This window comes from Streptomyces sp. NPDC020917 (assembly GCF_044333795.1).
Classification (GTDB): Bacteria; Actinomycetota; Actinomycetes; order Streptomycetales; family Streptomycetaceae; genus Actinacidiphila.
Map to the genome: position 1 here is coordinate 144,660 of NZ_JBIRRR010000021.1, position 18,341 is coordinate 163,000.

Here is an 18,341-nt window from a genome sequence, read left to right on the forward strand (position 1 = left end):
TCTATCGAAACGCAAACGTTTCGTTGTGTCGCTCGATGTGCCGCTGCTCACATCGCCCGGCTTCCGGGCGGAAGCCGGGCGTGATCCCGCCGGGACGCGGCCGTCAGGAGTCGGTGCGGCCGGTGACCGCGACGGTCACCCCGAGGCCGATCATGGCCAGCCCGCCGGTGCCGCCGACCGCGGCCAGGCGGCGCGGGGAGCTGGCGAACCAGGACCGCGCGGCCGAGGCGCCCACCGCCCACATGCTGTCGCAGACCAGCGCCAGCACGGTGAACACCAGCGCCAGCAGCAGCATCTGCTCGTGCACCCGGCCCGCGCCGCGGTCCACGAACTGCGGCAGCACGGCGGCGAAGAAGATCATCGTCTTGGGGTTCGTCACACCGACCACGAACCCCTCCCACAGGGTGCGCAGGTCGCTGCGTGCCGCCGGCCCCTCCTCGGTGCCCATCGCGGACATCGACAGGGCGCCGCGGTGGCGCCACGCCTTGATCCCGAGGAACACCAGGTAGGCCGCGCCCGCGAGCTTCAGCGCGAGGAAGATCGTCACCGAGCGGGCCACCACCTCGCCCAGCCCCAGGGACACCAGCGTGGCCAGTACGTAGGCGCCGATCGCGTTGCCCAGCACGCTGCCCAGGGCGGTGCGCCGCCCGTGCGCCAGCGCCCGGCCCAGCACGAACAGCACGCTGGGTCCCGGAATCAGCACCAGCACCAGTGAGATCGCCGCGAACCCCAGCAGCCGGTCGACCGACATCCCGTCCTCCTCCACCGCTCCGCACACACCGCCGTGCGGGGAGCGTAAGGCCGCGGAGCCGGGGCGCGCCGCTGTTTTTCCGCCCCTCCCGCGCCGCCCGCCCATCCCTCGGCGGCGGGTGACCTCCGGGCGGCAGGGCCTGCGGCCGGCCTCAGGGCAGGAGACCGGCCCTGCGCGCCGCGACGACCGCCTCCAGCCGGGTGTGCGCGCCCAGCTTGCGCATCGCCGAGCGCAGATAGCTCTTCACCGTCTCCGGCCGCAGCCGCAGCCGCGCCGCGGCGGCCGCGTTGGTCGCACCGGACGCCACCGAGGCGAGCACGTCCAGTTCCCGCGGGGTCAGCTGGGCGGGCGGCATCGCGGGCGGCGGGGGAGCGGCGGCGGGGCCCGAGGCGGCGGCCAGCCGGGAGCAGGCGGACAGCAGCTCCTGCCGCAGGTGGGCGTCCGGGATCCGCGCGGCCAGCGCCCGCAGCTCGGCGTGCGCCTCGCGCACCTCCTCCCAGGCCCGCCGGTCGCCGGCCACCGGCTGCTGGGCGTACGACAGCAGCCGGTGCGCCTCGTCCCTGACGGCCAGAGCCTGCTCCAGCTCGCGGACCGCGTCCTGGGCGACGGTCAGCGGGCGGTCGCCCAGCGCGTACGGCTGGCGGAGCGCCCCGTACAGCACCCCGCGCACCCGCCGGTGCACCACGATCGGCACCGCGAGCACCGACCGCAGGCCCTCGGCGGCCACCGCGGCGTCGTACTCGTGGCTGATCACCCGGGAGATGCGGTAGTCGGTGACGGCGTACGGGCGGGCCATCGCCAGCGCCTTGCCGCCCAGGCCGTTGCCGGTGGTGATGCCCAGGCCGCGCAGGGAGTCGCCGCCGGTGCCGGAGAGCTCGGTGATGCGGAACGCCCGTCCGGGCGCCTGGGGCTGCCCGGGAGCGCCGGAGGCCGGGACCAGGCCGCCGAAGGCCACCGGGAGCAGCCCGGACCTGCGCATCCGCAGCAGCGCCGCCCGGACCTCGACCGATTCGCCGCGCACCGCCTCCACGCTCCACACCCCCTCACCCCCGTCCGGGGGTAGTGAGACCCACGTCACTCACGCACGATGCTACTCAGGGGCCGTACACGAGGAGGGCACATGGCGGCATCGGAGGCGACTGCGGATTTCCGCACCGCCCGGGACTTCCTGCTACGGCATCGGGAGGACTATACGGCTGCCCGCGACGGATTCCGCTGGCCCCGGCCCGAGAGCTTCAACTGGGCGCTCGACTGGTTCGACGTCGTCGCGGCCGAGCCGGAGACCGCCGCCAGGCCCGCGCTGTGGATCGTGGAGGAGGACGGGAGCGAGACCCGGGTCTCCTACCGGGAGATGGCCGAGCGCTCGTCCCGCGTCGCCAACTGGCTGCGGGCCCGCGGCGTGCGGGCCGGCGACCGGGTGCTGCTGATGCTGGGCAACCAGGTCGAGCAGTGGGAGACGGCGCTGGCCGCGATGAAGCTGCGGGCCGTGGTGATCCCGGCGACGCCGCTGCTGGGCCCGGCCGACCTGCGCGACCGGGTGGAGCGCGGCGGGGTGCGGCACGCGATCGTCAGGTCCGCGGACACCGCGAAGTTCGCCGACGTACCCGGCGACTACACCCGCGTCGCGGTCGGCGGCGCCCCCGAGGGATGGCTCGCCTACGAGGAGGCGTACGAGGCCGAGCCCGGCTTCACCCCCGACGGCGTCACCCGTTCGGACGATCCGCTGATGCTGTACTTCACCTCGGGCACCACCGCGAAGCCCAAGCTGGTCGAGCACACCCACCTTTCCTACCCGGCCGGGCACCTGGCCACGATGTACTGGATCGGCCTGCGCCCCGGCGACGTGCACCTGAACATCTCCTCGCCCGGCTGGGCCAAGCACGCCTGGTCCAGCCTGTTCGCGCCGTGGAACGCCGAGGCGACGGTCTTCGTGCACAACTACACGCGGTTCGACGCCGGCGCGCTGATGGCGGCGATGGAGCGCGCGAAGGTGACGAGTTTCTGCGCGCCCCCGACCGTGTGGCGGATGCTCATCCAGGCCGACCTGTCCGCACTGGCCACCCCGCCCAAGGCCGCGGTGGCCGCCGGCGAGCCGCTCAACCCCGAGGTCATCGAGCACGTGAGGCGCCACTGGGGCGTCGTCATCCGCGACGGGTTCGGGCAGACGGAGACCGCCGTCCAGGTCGCCAACACCCCCGGCCAGCAGGTGAAGCCCGGCTCGATGGGCCGGCCCACGCCCGGCTACACGGTCACCCTGATCGACCCGGTCAGCGGCGTGCCCGGCAACGAGGGCGAGATCTGCCTGGACCTGAGCGAGCGGCCGGTCGGGCTGATGACCGGGTACGCCGGGGCGCCGGACCTCACCGAGGAGGCGATGGGCGGCGGCTACTACCGCACCGGCGACATCGGCAGCCGGGACGCCGACGGCTACATCACCTACGTCGGGCGGGCCGACGACGTCTTCAAGTCCTCGGACTACAAGATCTCCCCGTTCGAGCTGGAGAGCGCGCTGCTGGAGCACGAGGCGGTCGCCGAAGCGGCCGTGGTGCCCGCGCCGGACGAGGTGCGGCTGTCGGTGCCCAAGGCGTACGTGGTGCTCGCCGAGGGCTGGGCGCCCGACGGCGAGACCGCGAAGGCGATCTTCGCGCACTCCCGTGCCGTGCTCGCGCCCTACAAGCGGATCCGCCGGCTGGAGTTCGCCGAACTACCGAAGACCGTGTCGGGCAAGATCCGCCGCGTGCAGCTGCGCGAGGCGACCATGCACGACGGCAGCAAGGAGTTCCACGAGGAGGACTTCCGGTGAGCGGCCCGGCCGGCACGACCGGTTCGGCGGCCGGCACGCCCGGCGCCGGGGAGCCGTCGTACGCGCACGGCACGGGCAGCACCCCGCTGCTGGGGGAGACCATAGGTCTCAACCTGGACCGGGCGATCGCCGCCCATCCGGACCGCGACGCGCTGGTCGACGTCCCCAGCGGCCGGCGCTGGACCTACGCCGAGTTCGGGGCCGCGGTCGCCGCGCTGGCCCGCGGGCTCGCCGCGTCCGGGATCTCCAAGGGCGACCGGGTGGGCATCTGGGCGCTGAACTGCCCCGAGTGGGTCATGGTGCAGTACGCCACCGCCCGGCTCGGCGCGATCATGGTGAACATCAACCCGGCCTACCGGCTGCACGAGCTGGAGTTCGTGCTCAACCAGGCCGGCGTCGGCCTGCTGATCGCCTCCACCGAGTACCGCAGCAGCGACTACCGGGCGATGGCCGCCGAAGTGCGCGGCAGCTGCCCGCGGTTGCGGGAGGTGGTGCACATCGGCGACCCGTCGTGGGACCGTCTCACCACCGCGGGCACGGAGTTGGACGAGGGCTTCCTGGCGGCGGTCGAGGCGGGGCTGCACTGCGACGAGCCGGTCAACATCCAGTACACCTCGGGCACCACCGGGTTCCCCAAGGGCGCGACCCTCTCGCACCACAACATCCTCAACAACGGCTACTTCGTGGGCGACACCGTCGGCTACACCGAGCAGGACCGGGTCTGCCTGCCGGTGCCCTTCTACCACTGCTTCGGCATGGTGATGGGCAACCTCGGCGCCACCTCGCACGGCGCCTGCATCGTCATCCCCGCGCCGGCCTTCGACCCGGCGGCCACGCTGCGGGCGGTCCAGCAGGAGCGCTGCACCTCGCTGTACGGCGTGCCGACGATGTTCATCGCCGAACTCGGCCTGCCCGACTTCGCGTCGTACGACCTGACCTCGCTGCGCACCGGGATCATGGCGGGGTCGCCGTGCCCGGTGGAGGTGATGAAGCGGGTGATGGCCGAGATGCACATGGCCGAGGTGTCCATCTGCTACGGGATGACCGAGACCTCGCCGGTGTCCGCCCAGACCCGGCGCGAGGACGACCTGGAGCGCCGCACCGCGACCGTCGGCCGGGTGCTGCCGCACATCGAGGTGAAGGTGGTGGACCCGGTCGAGGGCGTCACCGTGCCGCGCGGCACCGCGGGTGAACTGTGCACCCGCGGCTACTCGGTGATGCTCGGCTACTGGGACGAGCCGGAGCGCACCGCGGAGGCGGTGGACGCCGCGCGGTGGATGCACACCGGCGACCTGGCGGTGATGCGGGACGACGGGTACCTCGCCGTCGTCGGCCGGATCAAGGACATGATCATCCGCGGCGGCGAGAACGTCTACCCGCGGGAGGTCGAGGAGTTCCTCTACACCCACCCCAAGATCTCCGACGTGCAGGTGGTCGGCGTGCCCGACGAGCGGTACGGCGAGGAGATCCTGGCCTGCGTGATCCCGCGCGACCCGGCCGACCCGCCCACCCTGGAGGAGATCGCGCAGTTCTGCGCCGGGCAGCTCGCGCACTTCAAGGTGCCGCGCCACCTGCGGATCCTCGACGCCTTCCCGATGACGGTGAGCGGCAAGGTCCGCAAGGTGGAGCTGCGGGAGGACTTCAGCGCAGCGGGATGATCGCGGTCGGGGCGTGGCCGGGCGCGGTGGCGAGCTCCTCGAACTCGCGGACGTCGGAGATGTCGGCGGTGGTGGACATCGCGATGTTGGTGATCCGCTCCAGGACCGCCTCCACCACGACCGGCACCCGGTGCTCGGCCGCCAGCTTCTTCGCCTGCTCGAAGGCGGCGCCCAGCTCCGCCGGGTCGGTGACCCGGATCGCCTTGCAGCCCAGGCCCTCGGCGACCTTGACGTGGTCGACGCCGTAGACGCCGATCTCGGGGGAGTTGAGGTTCTCGAACTCCAGGTTGACCTGGAAGTCCATGTCCAGGCCGATCTGGGCCTGCCGGATCAGGCCCAGGTAGGCGTTGTTGACCAGCACGTGCACGTACGGGATGCGGTGCTGGGCGCCGACCGCCAGCTCCTCGATCATGAACTGGAAGTCGTAGTCCCCGGACAGCGCCACCACCGGGGCGTCCGGGTCGGCCACGGCGACCCCCAGCGCGGCGGGCACCGTCCAGCCCAGCGGGCCGGCCTGGCCGCAGTTGATCCAGTGCCGCGGCCGGTGGACGTGCAGCAGTTGGGCGCCGGCGATCTGGGACAGGCCGATGGTGGTGACGTACCGGGTCTCCGGGCCGAACGCGCGGTTCATCTCCTCGTACACCCGCTGCGGCTTCATCGGGATGTCGTCGAAGTGGGTGCGGCGCTGCAGGGTGGCCTTGCGCTCCAGGTGCGCGGCGATCCACTCCTCGCGGTCCGGCAGCCGGCCCGCGGCCTTCAGCTCCCGCGCGACCTCGACGAAGAGGGCGAGCGCGGACCGGGCGTCGGAGGCGATGCCGTAGTCCGGCGGGAAGATCCGGCCGATCTGGGTGGGCTCGATGTCGACGTGCACGAAGGTGCGGCCCCGGCGGTAGACGTCGAGCTTGTAGCCGGTGTGGCGGTTGGCCCAGCGGTTGCCGATGCCGAGGACGAAGTCCGACTCCAGGAACGTCGCGTTGCCGTAGCGGTGCGAGGTCTGCAGCCCGACCATGCCGGCGTTGAGCCGGTGGTCGTCGGGGATCGCGCCCCAGCCCATCAGTGTCGGCACCACCGGAGTGCCGGTGATCTCCGCGAACTCCACCAGCAGATCGGCCGCGTCGGCGTTGATCACGCCGCCGCCGGCCACGATCAGCGGGCGCTCGGCGGCCAGCAGGTACGTCAGCGCCTTCTCGATCTGGGCGCGTGAGGCGGCCGGCTTGTACACCGGCAGCGGCTGGTACGTCTCGGGGTCGAACTCGATCTCGGTCTGCTGCACGTCGATCGGCAGGTCGATCAGCACCGGGCCGGGGCGTCCGGAGCGCATCAGGTGGAACGCCTGCTGGAAGACGCCGGGCACCTGCGCGGCCTCCAGCACGGTGGTCGCCTTCTTGGTGACCGGGCCGGCGACGGCGGCGATGTCGACCGCCTGGAAGTCCTCCTTGTGCAGCACCGCGGTCGGCGCCTGGCCGGTGATGCACAGGATCGGGACGGAGTCGCCGGTCGCCGAGTACAGGCCGGTGATCATGTCGGTGCCGGCCGGGCCCGACGTGCCGATGCACACGCCGATGTTGCCCGGGCGGGCGCGGGTGTAGCCCTCGGCCATGTGCGAGGCGCCCTCGACATGGCGGGCCAGCGTGTGCCGGATACCGCCGTGCGCCTTCAGGGCCGCGTAGAAGGGGTTGATCGCGGCGCCGGGCACGCCGAACGCGACGTCGACGCCCTCCCGTTCGAGGATCTCCACGGCGGCGCGGGCGGCGGTCATTCGAGGCATGGGGACTCCCTCTCGCAAGCTGCCTTCCGCTTAGTTAATTCCACTATGCGGAAATCATGTTCTGCTATATGGAAGGAACATAGGTCGGGGTCCCGGCAGGCGTCAAGGGCCGCCGGGCGGCCGGCCCGGGGGACCGCCGGCGCACGCGGAAGCGCCCGGTCCGCGGAGTGCGGCCGGGCGCGAGGGGGAGCGGGGGCGGCGGTGAGGAGGGCCGTGAGTGACAGGGCGGGAGCCGGGAACTGCGGGCCGGGGCTCAGGGATTGAGGGCGGGCCCGCGTCTGATCAGGTCGTCGGCCGCGTCGTTGACGGGCTGCGGGGTGCCGGTCAGGTCCATCACGAACAGCGGCACCCGCAACTGGTCGGCGCGCAGCCGCGCGTTGTGGGCGTAGCCGGCCAGCGAGAAGAACGCCCCGGTGGCGTCCTCGTGCGCGCAGTTCAGCCAGAGGCACTCGACGTCGCGCAGCGGTGTCGGCAGCGTCGTCGGGTCGACCTGCGCGACCAGGCGGTCGCCGCGCAGGTCGATGCCGTTGGCGCTGCGGTCGCCGGCCAGCCGCACGCCGGCGAAGCCCAGCCACTTCAGGTACTGGGCGGCCGCGGTGAGCGCGTCCCGCGCGGTGCGGATGGTCACCGGCCGGAACGGCGGCCGGTCGGTGGGCGGCGGCGGGGCCTGACCCGCCGGGACCGGCGCGGAGCCGGGCCGCGGCGGGAGCGCGCCCGCGTCCTCGGCGGTCAGCCCGGACTCGCCGTTGACCGGAAGCCGCACCAACGCCCCGCAGGCGCAGTCGAACTCCGGCTGCGGCCAGTGGTCGGCGCGCCCGCAGTCCGGGCACCGCAGCCGTACCCAGGAGTCGTCCCACGAGCGGTGAAGCACCTCGACGGGCATCCCGCCGACCAGCACCGGGGGTGCGAGCGGTGCCCCGCAGGCGCACGGAAACGTCGGGGCGGTGTAGCGGTGCTCCTGCCCACAGGCCGGACAGCGCACCAGCACGCTCTCTGCCATGGATCGAACTCCCGGTCGGGCGCGACGCCTTGAACCGCGCGGCGAGCGAGCGGGAAGCCCGGGCGGACGCGGCGTGTCTGCACCCATAGTGCAGGAAGAGCCCGTCCGTGTGCCGGGTTCGGGACAGTCCGTCCGTAACCCGCGCCGTCCCGACCACCCCTCAGAAGTCCGGACGGCGCGGGTCGTGTGATCCGCCCGGCGGTGCGTCTTGGCGCGACAGGACTGTCACGCACCGCCGGGCGGTGTTCCGGTGGGCCCGCTCAGTCCTTGACCGGCAGGCCCGAGAGCCGCTCCACCTCGCGCAGCAGCGCCGAGTGGTCGAGTCCGCCGTCCCCCTGGGCGCGCAGCGACGCGACGAGGTCCGCCACGACCGCGCCCACGGGGAGGGCGGCGCCCACCGAGCGGGCCGCGTCGGTGACGATGCCCATGTCCTTGTGGTGCAGGTCGATCCGGAAGCCCGGCGCGAACTCGCGGTGCAGGAAGTTGTCCTTCTTGCGGGTCAGCACGGTGGAGCCGGCCAGCCCGCCGTTCAGCACCTCCAGCGCCGCGGCCAGGTCCACTCCGGACTTCTCCAGGAAGACCACGGCCTCCGCGCACGCCTGGATGTTCACCGCGACGATCAGCTGGTTGGCGGCCTTCACGGTCTGGCCGGAGCCGTGCGGGCCGCACCGCACCACCGTCCTGCCGAGCACGTCGAGCAGGGGCCTGGCCGCGTCGAAGTCGGCCTGCTCGCCGCCGACCATGATGGACAGCACGGCCTCGATCGCGCCGGCCTCGCCGCCGGAGACCGGCGCGTCCAGCACCCGGATCCCCTTGGCCGCGGCGGCCTTCGCCAGGTCGATCGAGGTCTGCGGGGTGATCGAGGAGGTGTCGATCAGCAGCGCGCCCGGCCGGGCGTTCTCCAGGACGCCGTCCGGGCCGTAGACGACGGCCTCCACCTGCGGCGAGGCCGGCACCATCGTGACGATGACGTCCGCGTCCCGCACCGCCTCGGCGATCGACGGGGCGGCCGTTCCCCCGTGCGCGGCCAGCCGTTCCAGCTTCTCCGCTTCCAGGGTGTATCCGGTGACCCGGTACCCGGCGCGGATCAGGTTCTCGGCCATGGGCGACCCCATGATCCCGAGCCCGATCCAGGCGACCTTGGGGAGGTTGGTGCTCATGAGTTCCTCTCAGGGGAGTGCGGGGGCAGGGGAGTTCCGCGGTCAGAGGTGCGGGCAGGATCCGCGCGCTGGGGTCCGCGGTCAGGGGCGCCAGCCGAAGCCGGCCGCGCTGCCGCCGGCGGACGGCTTGTACTCCAGGCCGGTCCAGCCGGTGTACCCCGACGCGCGGAGCTGCCCCAGGAGTTCGGCCAGCGGGAGGGCGCCGGTGCCCGGCGCGCCGCGGCCCGGGTTGTCGGCGATCTGGACGTGCCCGGTGCGCGCGGCGAACCGCTTGATCACCGACGGCAGGTCCTCGCCGTTCATGGACAGGTGGTAGAGGTCGAGCAGGAAGCGCGCGTTGTCCAGGCCGGTGGCCGCGTTGACCCGGTCCACCACCTCGACCGCCGACTCGGCGCTGACCAGCGGGTAGCGCGGCGACTCCGGCGCGTTGAGCGCCTCGACGAGCAGCACCGCGCCGGCCTCGCTCGCCGCCCGGGCGGCGAACGCCAGGTTCTCCAGGGCCAGTTCGTCCTGCTCGGCGGGATCGACCCCGTCGATCCGGTTGCCGTACAGCGCGTTGAGCGCCGGGCAGCCGACCGACGCGGCGAACTCCGCGGCCACCGGGACGTTCGCCCGGAACCGCTCGGACTCCGCGCCGGGCAGGGAGAGGGCGCCGCGGTCGGGGCCGGGCAGCTGTCCCGCGTAGAAGTTGAGGCCCACCAGCCGGGTGCCGGCCGCCTCCAGCGCCGACCGCAGCCCGTCGAGCCGGGCCCTGTCCGGCGTGGGGTCGTCGACCCAGGGCCACCACAGCTCGACGGCGTCGAAGCCGGCCGCGGCCGCGGCGGCCGGGCGTTCCAGCAGCGGCAGTTCGGTGAACAGCAGGGAGAGGTTCACATCGAAGCGCGCGTCGGTGAAGCTCACGGGAGTGCTCCCCTTCCGAGTGCGACTTCCGTATTGCGGAAGTTAGTTTCTGTCCTGTGGAACAGTGAATCAGGCTGGCGTGCGCTGTCAAGTGCGCGCGGGGGTGCGTGAGGGCAGGTGGCGGCGTCCGGGGCGGCCGGATCGTGTGCAGGACGGGAGCCGGTCGCCACGGGTCCGGCGCGGGTTCCGCCTCCGGTCGGACCGGCTCGGGTGCGGTGGCGCGCGAAGCGCGTCCCGGCGACGTCCGGGTAAACCCCCGGATCCCTCTGTCAAACCTTTCCGCGACCAGTTCTTCAACACGATCACGAGGTCAAAAGAAAGGTCGTGGGGTGGCGGCCTCCGGAAAATCGACATTCACACCCGCGTAATACTGCGAAGAATGTCCGTTTGCTTACCATCGGGGTGGTGTCGCCGACGGAAGTTGGGGCCCTCTTTGCTCTGGACAAGGTATAGGCCCTGCCGTACTGTCGATCCCGATCGCCGATGGGTCCGGTAGGGCTGCTCGGTGCACCATTGCGACGCATCCAGCGGTCATACGGGGCTTACGGGGACGGTGACGTATGTGGTGGGGTCGAGGGCGCGCGCCAGTCGTGCGGATGCGACCGAGAACGCCGTGTTGACCTCGGCGGATGCCGTAGAGGCGGCGTCGCGGGAGCGGCGTACCCGGTTCACCGTGCTCGGCCTGCTGACCGTCACCGACGGCCGCGACTCGGTCGCCCTGCAACCGTCCAGGCCCGCGGCACTGCTCGCCGCATTGTTATTGCACGCGAATTCCGCGGTCTCCACGGAATTCCTTCAGCGCGTTATCTGGGGCGAGGAGACGCCGGCTCAGGCGAAACCCGCTTTGCATAGCTGTGTACTGCGGCTTCGCCGTCTGTTCACTAAATACGGAGTGGCCGGCAATGCGATCGAGGCTGTTCCCGGCGGTTACCGCCTGACGGCGGACGCGGAGACCCTCGATCTCGTCGAGTTCCGGGAGCTCCTGGTCCAGGCCTATTCCGCCGGCGACCCCGACACCGAATTACGGCTGTTCCGCGCCGCACTGGCCCTGTGGAAGCCTCCGCTCATGGCCAATGTCCATTCCGATCTGCTGCACCGCGACGAGGTGCCGCGGCTCAAGGAGGAGTGGCTGCGGGCCATCGAGCGCGTCTTCGACCTCGAACTGGCATGCGGCCGGCACCGCGAGGCGCTCGCCGAGATCTGGCCCACGGCCCGCGCCCACCCGCTGCACGAGCGGTTCACCGAACAGCTCATGGAAGCCCTGCACCGCGCCGGACGGCGCGCCGAGGCGCTCTCCGAGTACCGCAAGACCAAGGACCACCTCGCCGAGCACCTCGGCGTGGACCCCGGACCCGCCCTCCAGCGCCTGGAGTTGGAGATCCTGCGCGGCGGCGACCCCGCGCAGGCACCCGCCCAGGCCCCCGCCCCTCCCTCGGCCGAACCCGCACCCGCCGCCGGCTCCGGCGCCGCCTCCCGCTCCGGGAGCGGTCCCGCGCCAGGACCGGAGCCGGCCTCCACGACGGGCCCGGCCGTCCCGGCCGGCGGGGCGCCGCCCGCCCGCCCCGACGACGGCGCCGAGGACGCGGCCGACGGCCCGCTGATCAGCGGCGAGGGCGTCCTGGACCGCCTGGTCGGCGCCGGGCTGCTCCAGGAGGGCCCGCGCGGCCACTACCGCATGCACGCACTACTGCGGGCCTTCGCCCGTGCGGCCGCCGCGGAGGGCGTCGGCGCCCGCACCGCGAGGAACGCGCACACCACCACCCCCTCACCCCGGCACGGCGCCGTGGACCTGCACCCGACGGAGGCGTGAACGACATGGTGTCACCGGACACGGCGACCACGGCGAACCCGGCGAACGGCGCCGCCCCGGCCCCGGCGGCCGACGCGGCGCGCGCGGCCGACGCGGCCTACGCGAAGATCGCCGAGACCCGGCCCCGCATCAGGCGCGACGTGCTCTACACGCAGACGCCCAACGGCGTCCACTTCCACAACGCCCGCGGCGGGTTCAGCGTGGTCATGCCCTCCGCGTACCGCTTCGCGTCGCTGATCGTGCCGCACCTGACCGGCGACACCACGGTCGCCGGACTCTGCCAGGGACTCGGCACCAAGCAGCGCGACATGGTGACCCGGCTCGTGAGCACGCTCTACGCGCGTGGCTTCGCCCGGGACGCGGTGCCCGCGGCCCTGGAGTCCCCGGCCCCCGAGCCCGCCGTGGCCCGCCGGTTCGCGCCGCAGATCGACTACATCGACCACTACACCGACGGCGCCGCCGAGCGCTTCCTGCGCTTCCGCACCAGCCGCGTGGCCGTCCTCGGCGACGACCAGGTGGCGCGCTGGGCCGCGCTGTCACTGATCCGCAACGGCTGCGCGTCCGTCGCCGTCCCCGCCGGCATCGACACCCCCGCCAACCGCTTCGACCAGGTGCGCGACGAGGCCGCGGCGCTGGCCGGCGACGACTGCCAGGTGACCCTCGGGATCCTCGAACCCGGCGCGGCGCACGGCGAGTTCGGCTGGGCGGACCTGGACGGCTACGACGTCGTGCTGGTCACCGGCGCGCAGGCGGCCCGGCAGGCCGCCGCGCTGGCCGCCGCCGTCCCGGCCGGCCGGATGCTGGTCCCCGCATGGGAGTTCGGCGGCTCCATGGTCGTCGGGCCGCTCACCGCCGAGGACTCCACGGGCTGCTGGAACTGCGCCGCGCTGCGCCTCGGCGCCAACGGCGACCCCGCCCACGCGGCCGACCTGTGGAGCACGCTGGCCCCCGGCGCGCCCCGCCCCGTGTCCGGCACCGCACGCGGCCCGGTCGCCGCGATGCTCGGCAACCTGCTGGGCTACGAGGTGTTCCGCCTCACCACCGGCGCGCTCCCCGCCGAGACCCGCGGACAGCTCGTCGTACAGAACCTCGACTCCCTCGACACCGTCGCCGAGCCGCTGCTGCCGCACCCCGCCTGCCCGCGCTGCGCGGCGCCGCCCGCCGCGGCCCTCCAGGTGCCCGAACTGGCCGCGCTGGACGCCGAGCCGGCGGAGGCCGGGACCGCGGCGGACCAGGCCGAGGGCGCGCCGCCCGCCGAGGAGGACGCCGCCAAGGCGGCGCTCGCCGAGATCACCGACCGGTCGGTGCTGGTGCAGCCGGCCGCGGGCGTGTTCCGGTCGTTCGACGACGAGGTGTGGGCGCAGACCCCGCTGAAGGTCAGCACCGTGGCGCTGAGCACCGGGCACGGGGCCGGGCGGTCGGTGACCGCGTTCGACGTCCACCACGTGGCCGGCGCGCGGCTGCGCGCGCTGGGGCGGGCGGCCGAGGTGTACGCCGAGCACGTGGTGCCGCTGCCCGAGGTGCTGACCGGCACCGCGCTGGACGCCGCCCGCGGCAAGTGGACCGCCGTCGAACCGGCGGAGCTGTCCACCGCGTCCGGGCTGGACGCCCGCGACGTCCCCGCGTGGTGCACGGCCGGCTCGCTGCTCGGCGGCGAGACCGTCCTCGTCCCCGCCGCGGCGCTGCGGCCGTTCGGGCCGTACAACCGCGACCGGATCGTCGAGCCCACCTCCGCGGGCAGCGGAGCCGGCCGCACCCCCGAGGAGGCCACCGCCCGGGGCGTGCTCACCGCCCTCGCCTACGACACGCTGCGCGACGCCCTGCACGGCCGGGTCCCGGTCGCCGCCGTCGACCCCGCAGCCGTCGAGGCCGCGGGCGACCCCGAACTCACCTTCCTCGTACGGTCCGCCGCCACCCTCGGCGTCCCGCTGGAGATCCTCGACGTCGGCGCGGCGGACACCCGCACGGTGCCGGTGGTGCTGGCCCGCTCCGGCGAGCGCTGGGCGCTCGGCAGCGCGCCGCGCTGGCGGGACGCGGCGCTGGAGGCGCTGCGGGACCTGCTGGGGGCGATCCAGCTCGCCGCGGAGTCGCAGGCGCCCGAAATCCTCGACACCGGCGACCCCTTGCTCGCCGAGCTGGCACCAGCCGCGCTCGGCGTCACCGGCACCGCGGCGCCCGCCGTGGACACCGGCACCAGTTGGGCGGCGGTGGCCGCCGCCCTGCGCGCCGCGGGCCGCGACCTGCTGGCCGCGCCGGTCCACGCCCCCGACCTCGCGGCCGGCCGGCTGCACGCCACCCGCGTCCTGCTGACCCGCGGCGGAGCCTTTGATGCCCACTGACCTCAGACCGCGGCCGCCGGCCCCGCCGGGGGCGGCGTCCCCCGGCGCGGCCGGCCACCTCGGCACCGGCGACCCCCAGGACGCGGTCCTCGCCGCGCTCGCCGCCGCCCTGCGGGACCCCGCGGACACCGCGCAGGGACCGCTCGTCGCCGCGCTCGGCCTGCGCGACGAACTGGCCGTCACCGGGGCGGAGCCGGCGGCCGACGCCGCTGCCCGTCCCCGGCCGGGGACCGAAGCGGACGCGGCCGCCACCGCACCGGAGCCCGATGTCGCGCCCCCGGGTATGGCGGCACGCATCGGCGTCCACCTGTACGGGCACCACGCCCTGGTCGGGCCGTTCGAGGCGGACGGCACGCCCGGCTGCAGCCGCTGCCTGGTGCGGCGCTGGCAGGCGGTCCGCACCCGTGGGCTGCGCGAGGCGCTGGAACTCGGCAGCGGCGGCCGGACCGCCGGACGGCCGCCGTGGGCGGTGCCGTTCGTGGCCGACGCGCTGGCCGCGCTGATCGCCGCGCGCCGCGCCCCGGAGGCCGCGAGGACCGCCTCGGCCGCGTTCCCCTACGCCTACCTCGTGGACCTGGAGACGCTCGCCGTCACGCCGTTCACCGTCGTCCCCGACTCCGAATGCCCCGCCTGCGGCGACCCGGTGGCCGACAGCGCCGCCACCGCCCGTGTGGAGCCGGCGAGTTCACCCAAGCGCGCGGCTGACGAGTTCCGGGTGCGCCCGGCCGACGACTACGACGTGCCGCTCGCCGCCTACGTCAACCCGGCGGCCGGGATGCTCGGCCCGTCGGTCGTGCCGGACCTGGCGTCGGCGTCCACCTCCTCCGTGGTGGGGTCGTTCTTCCTGCGCTCAGGGGACTACCTGCGCGAGTGCTTCTGGGGCGGCCACACGCCGCGCTACCGCTCCAGCGTGCGCGTCGGGCTGCTGGAGGGCCTGGAGCGCAGCGCCGGAATGCGGCCGCGCGGCCGGCGCACCACCGTGACCGCGGCCTACGACGACCTGGGCGACGAGGCCCTGGACCCGCGCACCTGCGGCCTGTACTCCGAGGAGTTCCACCGCGCGGAACCGGGCGTGCGCCCCTTCGACCCGGCCCGCCCCATCCCCTGGGTGTGGGGCTTCAGCCTGCGCGACCGGCGGCCGGTCCTCGTGCCGGAGATCCTCGCGTACTACCACGCGCCCGGCGGACTGGAGAACCGCTTCGTCCAGGAGAGCTCCAACGGCTGCGCGTCCGGCGGGAGTCTGGCCGAGGCCGTGTACTTCGGGCTGATGGAGGTCATCGAGCGCGACGCCTTCCTGCTCGCCTGGTACGGCCGCGCCCCGCTCCGGGAGATCGACGCGTCGGCCAGCCGGCGGCCCGAGACCCGCGCGATGATCGACCGCCTCGCGATGTACGGCTACCGCGCCCGGTTCTTCGACACCCGGATCAGCTTCCCGGTGCCCGTCGTCACCGCGGTCGCCGAACGCGTCGACGGCGGCCTGGGCCGCCTGTGCTTCGGCGCGGGCGCCGGACTCGACCCGGAGGCCGCGCTCGCCGCCGGCCTGTGCGAGATCGCCACCGACGCGGTCAACCTGCGCCGCCGCACGGTCCGCGAGCGGCCCCGGCTGGAGGCGATGGCCGCCGACTTCGGCCGGGTGCACGTGCTGCACGACCACCCGCTGCTGTACGGGCTGCCGGAGATGGCCCGCCACGCCGACTTCCTGCTGCGCGGCCCCGACCGGCCGAGGATCCCGCTCGCCGAGGTCGCCCGCGACACCCTCACCCCGCGCATGGACCTGCGCGACGACGTCGAGCAGGTCGTCGCGCAGCTCGCGGGCGCCGGATTCGACGCCATCGCCGTCGACCAGACCATGCCCGAGCAGCGGCGGCTCGGCTTCCACACGGCCGGCGTCATCGTGCCCGGCCTGCTGCCGATCGACTTCGGGTGGAGCCGCCAACGGGCCCTGCACATGCCCAGGACCCGTACCGCCCTGCTCGGAGCCGGCCTGGCCGACCACGAGTTGGCACCCGGCGAGCTCAACCACGCACCGCATCCGTTCCCCTGACCGCCGCCGGCGGCCGCAACCCGCACCGCTCAACCGCACGTCGCACCGCACGCCCCACCCGCACCACCCGAACGCCGCACTCGTGCTCGCGCAGAGAGGACCGACCGTGGGATACGCCCAGGAGTACGCGACCGCCATCGTCCGGCGGGGCCGCTATCCCATGGAGCCCGTCGACTGGGTACCGGACTGGGCCGACCGGCCGCGCAAGGGCAAGCACTTCCCGGGAGCGCCGCTGTTCCCGCTGCCCGCGGGCCCGACGCCGCCGGCCGCCGCCACCGTCCAGCAGGGCCTCCACGGGCCGCGCGGCGACGGCGAGTTCACGCTGCCGCTGCTCGCCGGGATGCTGCAGGACTCCTACGGCCTCACCGGCCGCAGGCTCGCCGTGCAGGCCAACTCCGACCTCGGCACGCTGCCGATGTACACCCAGGCCAACTGGTCGCGCGGCAGCGCGTCCGGCGGCGGCCTCTACCCGGTCGGCATCCACTGGATCGCCGGGCCCGGCGGCCCCCTCACCCCCGGCATCCACTACTACGACACGCAGCACCACGCCATGCGGCGGCTGCTGACCGGCGACGTCACCGGGCAGGTGCGCGCCGCCGTCGGCGAACCGGCCGCCGGATACCGGCAGTTCCTCGTGCTCGGGGTGCGCTTCTGGCAGAACGCCTTCAAGTACAACAGCTTCAGCTACCACGTCGTGACCATGGACACCGGCGCGCTGCTGCAGACCTGGCGCATCTGGGCCCGCGCCCACGGCCTCCACCTCGGCCCCGCCCTGTGGTTCGACGAGCCCGCGCTCGGCGCGCTGCTCGGCCTCGACCCCGACGAGGAAGGCGTGTTCGGCGTCGTGCCGCTGCGCTGGGCCGGCGACGACGCCCCGGCGGGTGGCACCGCCGCGGACGCGGCCGCGGTGGCCGTGCGGTACGCCGACCAGGAACGGTCCCGGTCGCTCACCACCTTCGAGACGATCCAGGCCATGCACGCCGCCACGGTGGACGGCTCGGACCGCCGCCCGGCCCCCGGCACGCTGGACGGCGCGCTCGCGCTGCCCGTCCCGCCCGGCGGCGAGCGCACCCAACTGCCCGCACCCAGCCGGCTTGACCTCGGCGTGCGGACGGCGCTGCGGACCCGGCGCAGCAGCTTCGGCCGGTTCCAGGCGCTCACCCCGATGCCCGCCCGGCAACTGTCCACCGTGCTGGCCGCGGCCGACGCCGCCGGGCGGCTCGACAGCGACACCGAACCGGCCGGCGACCGGCCGCTCACCCGCCTCTACGTCTTCGTCAACCACGTGGACGGCGTCGACCAGGGCAGCTACGTGTACGACCGCACCGACGGCTCACTGCGGCTGCTCAAGGCCGGCGCGCCCGGGGAGTTCCTGCAGCGCAACTACTTCCTGGCCAACTACAACCTGGAGCAGGCCGCGGCCGTCATAGTCCCCGCCGCCCGCACCCGCAGCGTCCTCGACGCCGTGGGCGACCGCGGCTACCGCCTGGTCAACGCGGTCGTCGGCGGCGTCTCCCAGGCCGTGTACACCGCCGCCGCGGCCGCCGGCCTCTCCTGCGGCGTGGCCCTCGGCTTCGACGCGATCTCCTACACCGAGGAACTGGACCTGGACGCCACCGGCGAGATCCCGCTCCTGACCATGATGATCGGCCACGAGCGCCCCCGCCCGGCCGACTTCCGCTCCGAGATCGCGTGATGGGGTGGACGTGGTGGACGGGGTGGGCGTGGTGGACGGGGTGGGCGTGGTGGACGGGGTGGACGGGGTGGGTGGGGTGGGTGGACGTGGTGGTTGGACGGGGTGGACGGGGTGGTTGGACGGGGTGGGCGTGATGGGTGGACGTGGTGGTTGGACGGGGTGGGCGTGATGGGTGGACGTAGCTCGACAGGTGAACGTCCTGGCTTTTTTATGCCGCGCCCTCGCCTCCGGGCCCTTAGATCCGGTGTCTGCCGGTCGATCGTGCTCGGCCCGCTCGTTCCTCACGGGCCTGCGCGCGTTCTCTCTCTAGACACCGGCGGGCCCTTCGGCTCGGTCGCTACAAAAACGGGTGAGGCAGCACATGCAGAACGTCCGCGGGTTCGCTTTCAGGGTGACCCTGGACCAGCTGTCT

Annotated in this window: 12 protein-coding genes; 6 read left to right on the forward strand and 6 right to left on the reverse strand. The window is 73.9% G+C overall.

Annotated features, from left to right (window positions below; genetic code table 11):
- Nucleotides 1–103: 103 nt before the first annotated feature.
- Both ACH4TG_RS33345 and ACH4TG_RS33350 read right to left on the reverse strand, forming a co-directional pair.
- The gene (locus ACH4TG_RS33345) at nt 104–751 is read right to left on the reverse strand and encodes a LysE family translocator (RefSeq protein WP_398246367.1); all 648 of its coding nucleotides are present in this window, start codon (nt 749–751) and stop codon (nt 104–106) included.
- Nucleotides 752–902: 151 nt separating this feature from the next.
- On the reverse strand, nt 903–1,730 hold the full coding sequence (locus ACH4TG_RS33350; protein WP_398246406.1) for a LuxR C-terminal-related transcriptional regulator: 828 nt from the start codon (nt 1,728–1,730) through the stop codon (nt 903–905).
- Nucleotides 1,731–1,871: 141 nt separating this feature from the next.
- Here ACH4TG_RS33350 and ACH4TG_RS33355 point away from each other — a divergent pair, with 141 nt between their 5' ends.
- Entirely contained in the window at nt 1,872–3,554 is a 1,683-nt protein-coding gene (locus tag ACH4TG_RS33355) for an AMP-binding protein (protein ID WP_398246368.1), read from the forward strand.
- On the forward strand, nt 3,551–5,212 hold the full coding sequence (locus ACH4TG_RS33360) for an AMP-binding protein (protein ID WP_398246369.1): 1,662 nt from the start codon (nt 3,551–3,553) through the stop codon (nt 5,210–5,212). Before ACH4TG_RS33355 ends, ACH4TG_RS33360 begins: the two co-directional genes overlap by 4 nt.
- On the opposite strand, the gene gcl is transcribed toward ACH4TG_RS33360, so the two are convergent.
- The 4 genes from gcl to ACH4TG_RS33380 form a co-directional block, all read right to left on the reverse strand.
- Nucleotides 5,196–6,980 carry a glyoxylate carboligase gene (gene gcl / locus ACH4TG_RS33365; RefSeq protein WP_398246370.1) on the reverse strand — a complete coding sequence of 595 codons (1,785 nt, stop codon included), beginning with the start codon at nt 6,978–6,980 and terminating at the stop codon, nt 5,196–5,198. The two genes, ACH4TG_RS33360 and gcl, sit on opposite strands and share 17 nt — an antisense overlap.
- 253 nt (nt 6,981–7,233) lie before the next feature.
- Nucleotides 7,234–7,980 carry a hypothetical protein gene (locus ACH4TG_RS33370; RefSeq protein ID WP_398246371.1) on the reverse strand — a complete coding sequence of 249 codons (747 nt, stop codon included), beginning with the start codon at nt 7,978–7,980 and terminating at the stop codon, nt 7,234–7,236.
- Between the two features lie 260 nt (nt 7,981–8,240).
- Nucleotides 8,241–9,140 (reverse strand): 2-hydroxy-3-oxopropionate reductase, encoded by a 900-nt coding sequence (locus ACH4TG_RS33375; RefSeq protein WP_398246372.1) that lies wholly within the window; start codon nt 9,138–9,140, stop codon nt 8,241–8,243.
- Between the two features lie 81 nt (nt 9,141–9,221).
- Nucleotides 9,222–10,040 carry a TIM barrel protein gene (locus tag ACH4TG_RS33380; RefSeq protein WP_398246373.1) on the reverse strand — a complete coding sequence of 273 codons (819 nt, stop codon included), beginning with the start codon at nt 10,038–10,040 and terminating at the stop codon, nt 9,222–9,224.
- A 673-nt stretch (nt 10,041–10,713) separates the two neighbouring features.
- Between ACH4TG_RS33380 and ACH4TG_RS33385 the strand changes: the two genes are divergently transcribed.
- From ACH4TG_RS33385 to ACH4TG_RS33400, 4 genes are all read left to right on the forward strand, one after another.
- A complete protein-coding gene (locus ACH4TG_RS33385; protein ID WP_398246407.1) occupies nt 10,714–11,850 on the forward strand; it encodes a BTAD domain-containing putative transcriptional regulator in 1,137 nt (378 codons plus the stop codon).
- Nucleotides 11,851–11,855: 5 nt separating this feature from the next.
- Nucleotides 11,856–14,189, forward strand: coding sequence for a TOMM precursor leader peptide-binding protein (locus ACH4TG_RS33390; protein ID WP_398246408.1), 2,334 nt, complete (start codon nt 11,856–11,858; stop codon nt 14,187–14,189).
- Nucleotides 14,179–16,233, forward strand: coding sequence for a TOMM precursor leader peptide-binding protein (locus tag ACH4TG_RS33395; RefSeq protein WP_398246374.1), 2,055 nt, complete (start codon nt 14,179–14,181; stop codon nt 16,231–16,233). Before ACH4TG_RS33390 ends, ACH4TG_RS33395 begins: the two co-directional genes overlap by 11 nt.
- Nucleotides 16,234–16,339: 106 nt before the next feature.
- On the forward strand, nt 16,340–17,929 hold the full coding sequence (locus tag ACH4TG_RS33400; RefSeq protein ID WP_398246375.1) for a nitroreductase family protein: 1,590 nt from the start codon (nt 16,340–16,342) through the stop codon (nt 17,927–17,929).
- Nucleotides 17,930–18,341 lie beyond the last annotated feature (412 nt).

Coding starts and splice junctions, on each gene's coding strand:
- ACH4TG_RS33350 (WP_398246406.1), bottom strand. CDS start 1,730: ATGCGCAGGTCCGGGCTGCTCCCGGTGGCCTTCGGCGGCCTGGTCCCG.
- ACH4TG_RS33355 (WP_398246368.1), top strand. CDS start 1,872: ATGGCGGCATCGGAGGCGACTGCGGATTTCCGCACCGCCCGGGACTTC.
- ACH4TG_RS33375 (WP_398246372.1), bottom strand. CDS start 9,140: ATGAGCACCAACCTCCCCAAGGTCGCCTGGATCGGGCTCGGGATCATG.
- gcl (WP_398246370.1), bottom strand. CDS start 6,980: ATGCCTCGAATGACCGCCGCCCGCGCCGCCGTGGAGATCCTCGAACGG.
- ACH4TG_RS33370 (WP_398246371.1), bottom strand. CDS start 7,980: ATGGCAGAGAGCGTGCTGGTGCGCTGTCCGGCCTGTGGGCAGGAGCAC.
- ACH4TG_RS33395 (WP_398246374.1), top strand. CDS start 14,179: ATGCCCACTGACCTCAGACCGCGGCCGCCGGCCCCGCCGGGGGCGGCG.
- ACH4TG_RS33345 (WP_398246367.1), bottom strand. CDS start 751: ATGTCGGTCGACCGGCTGCTGGGGTTCGCGGCGATCTCACTGGTGCTG.
- ACH4TG_RS33390 (WP_398246408.1), top strand. CDS start 11,856: ATGGTGTCACCGGACACGGCGACCACGGCGAACCCGGCGAACGGCGCC.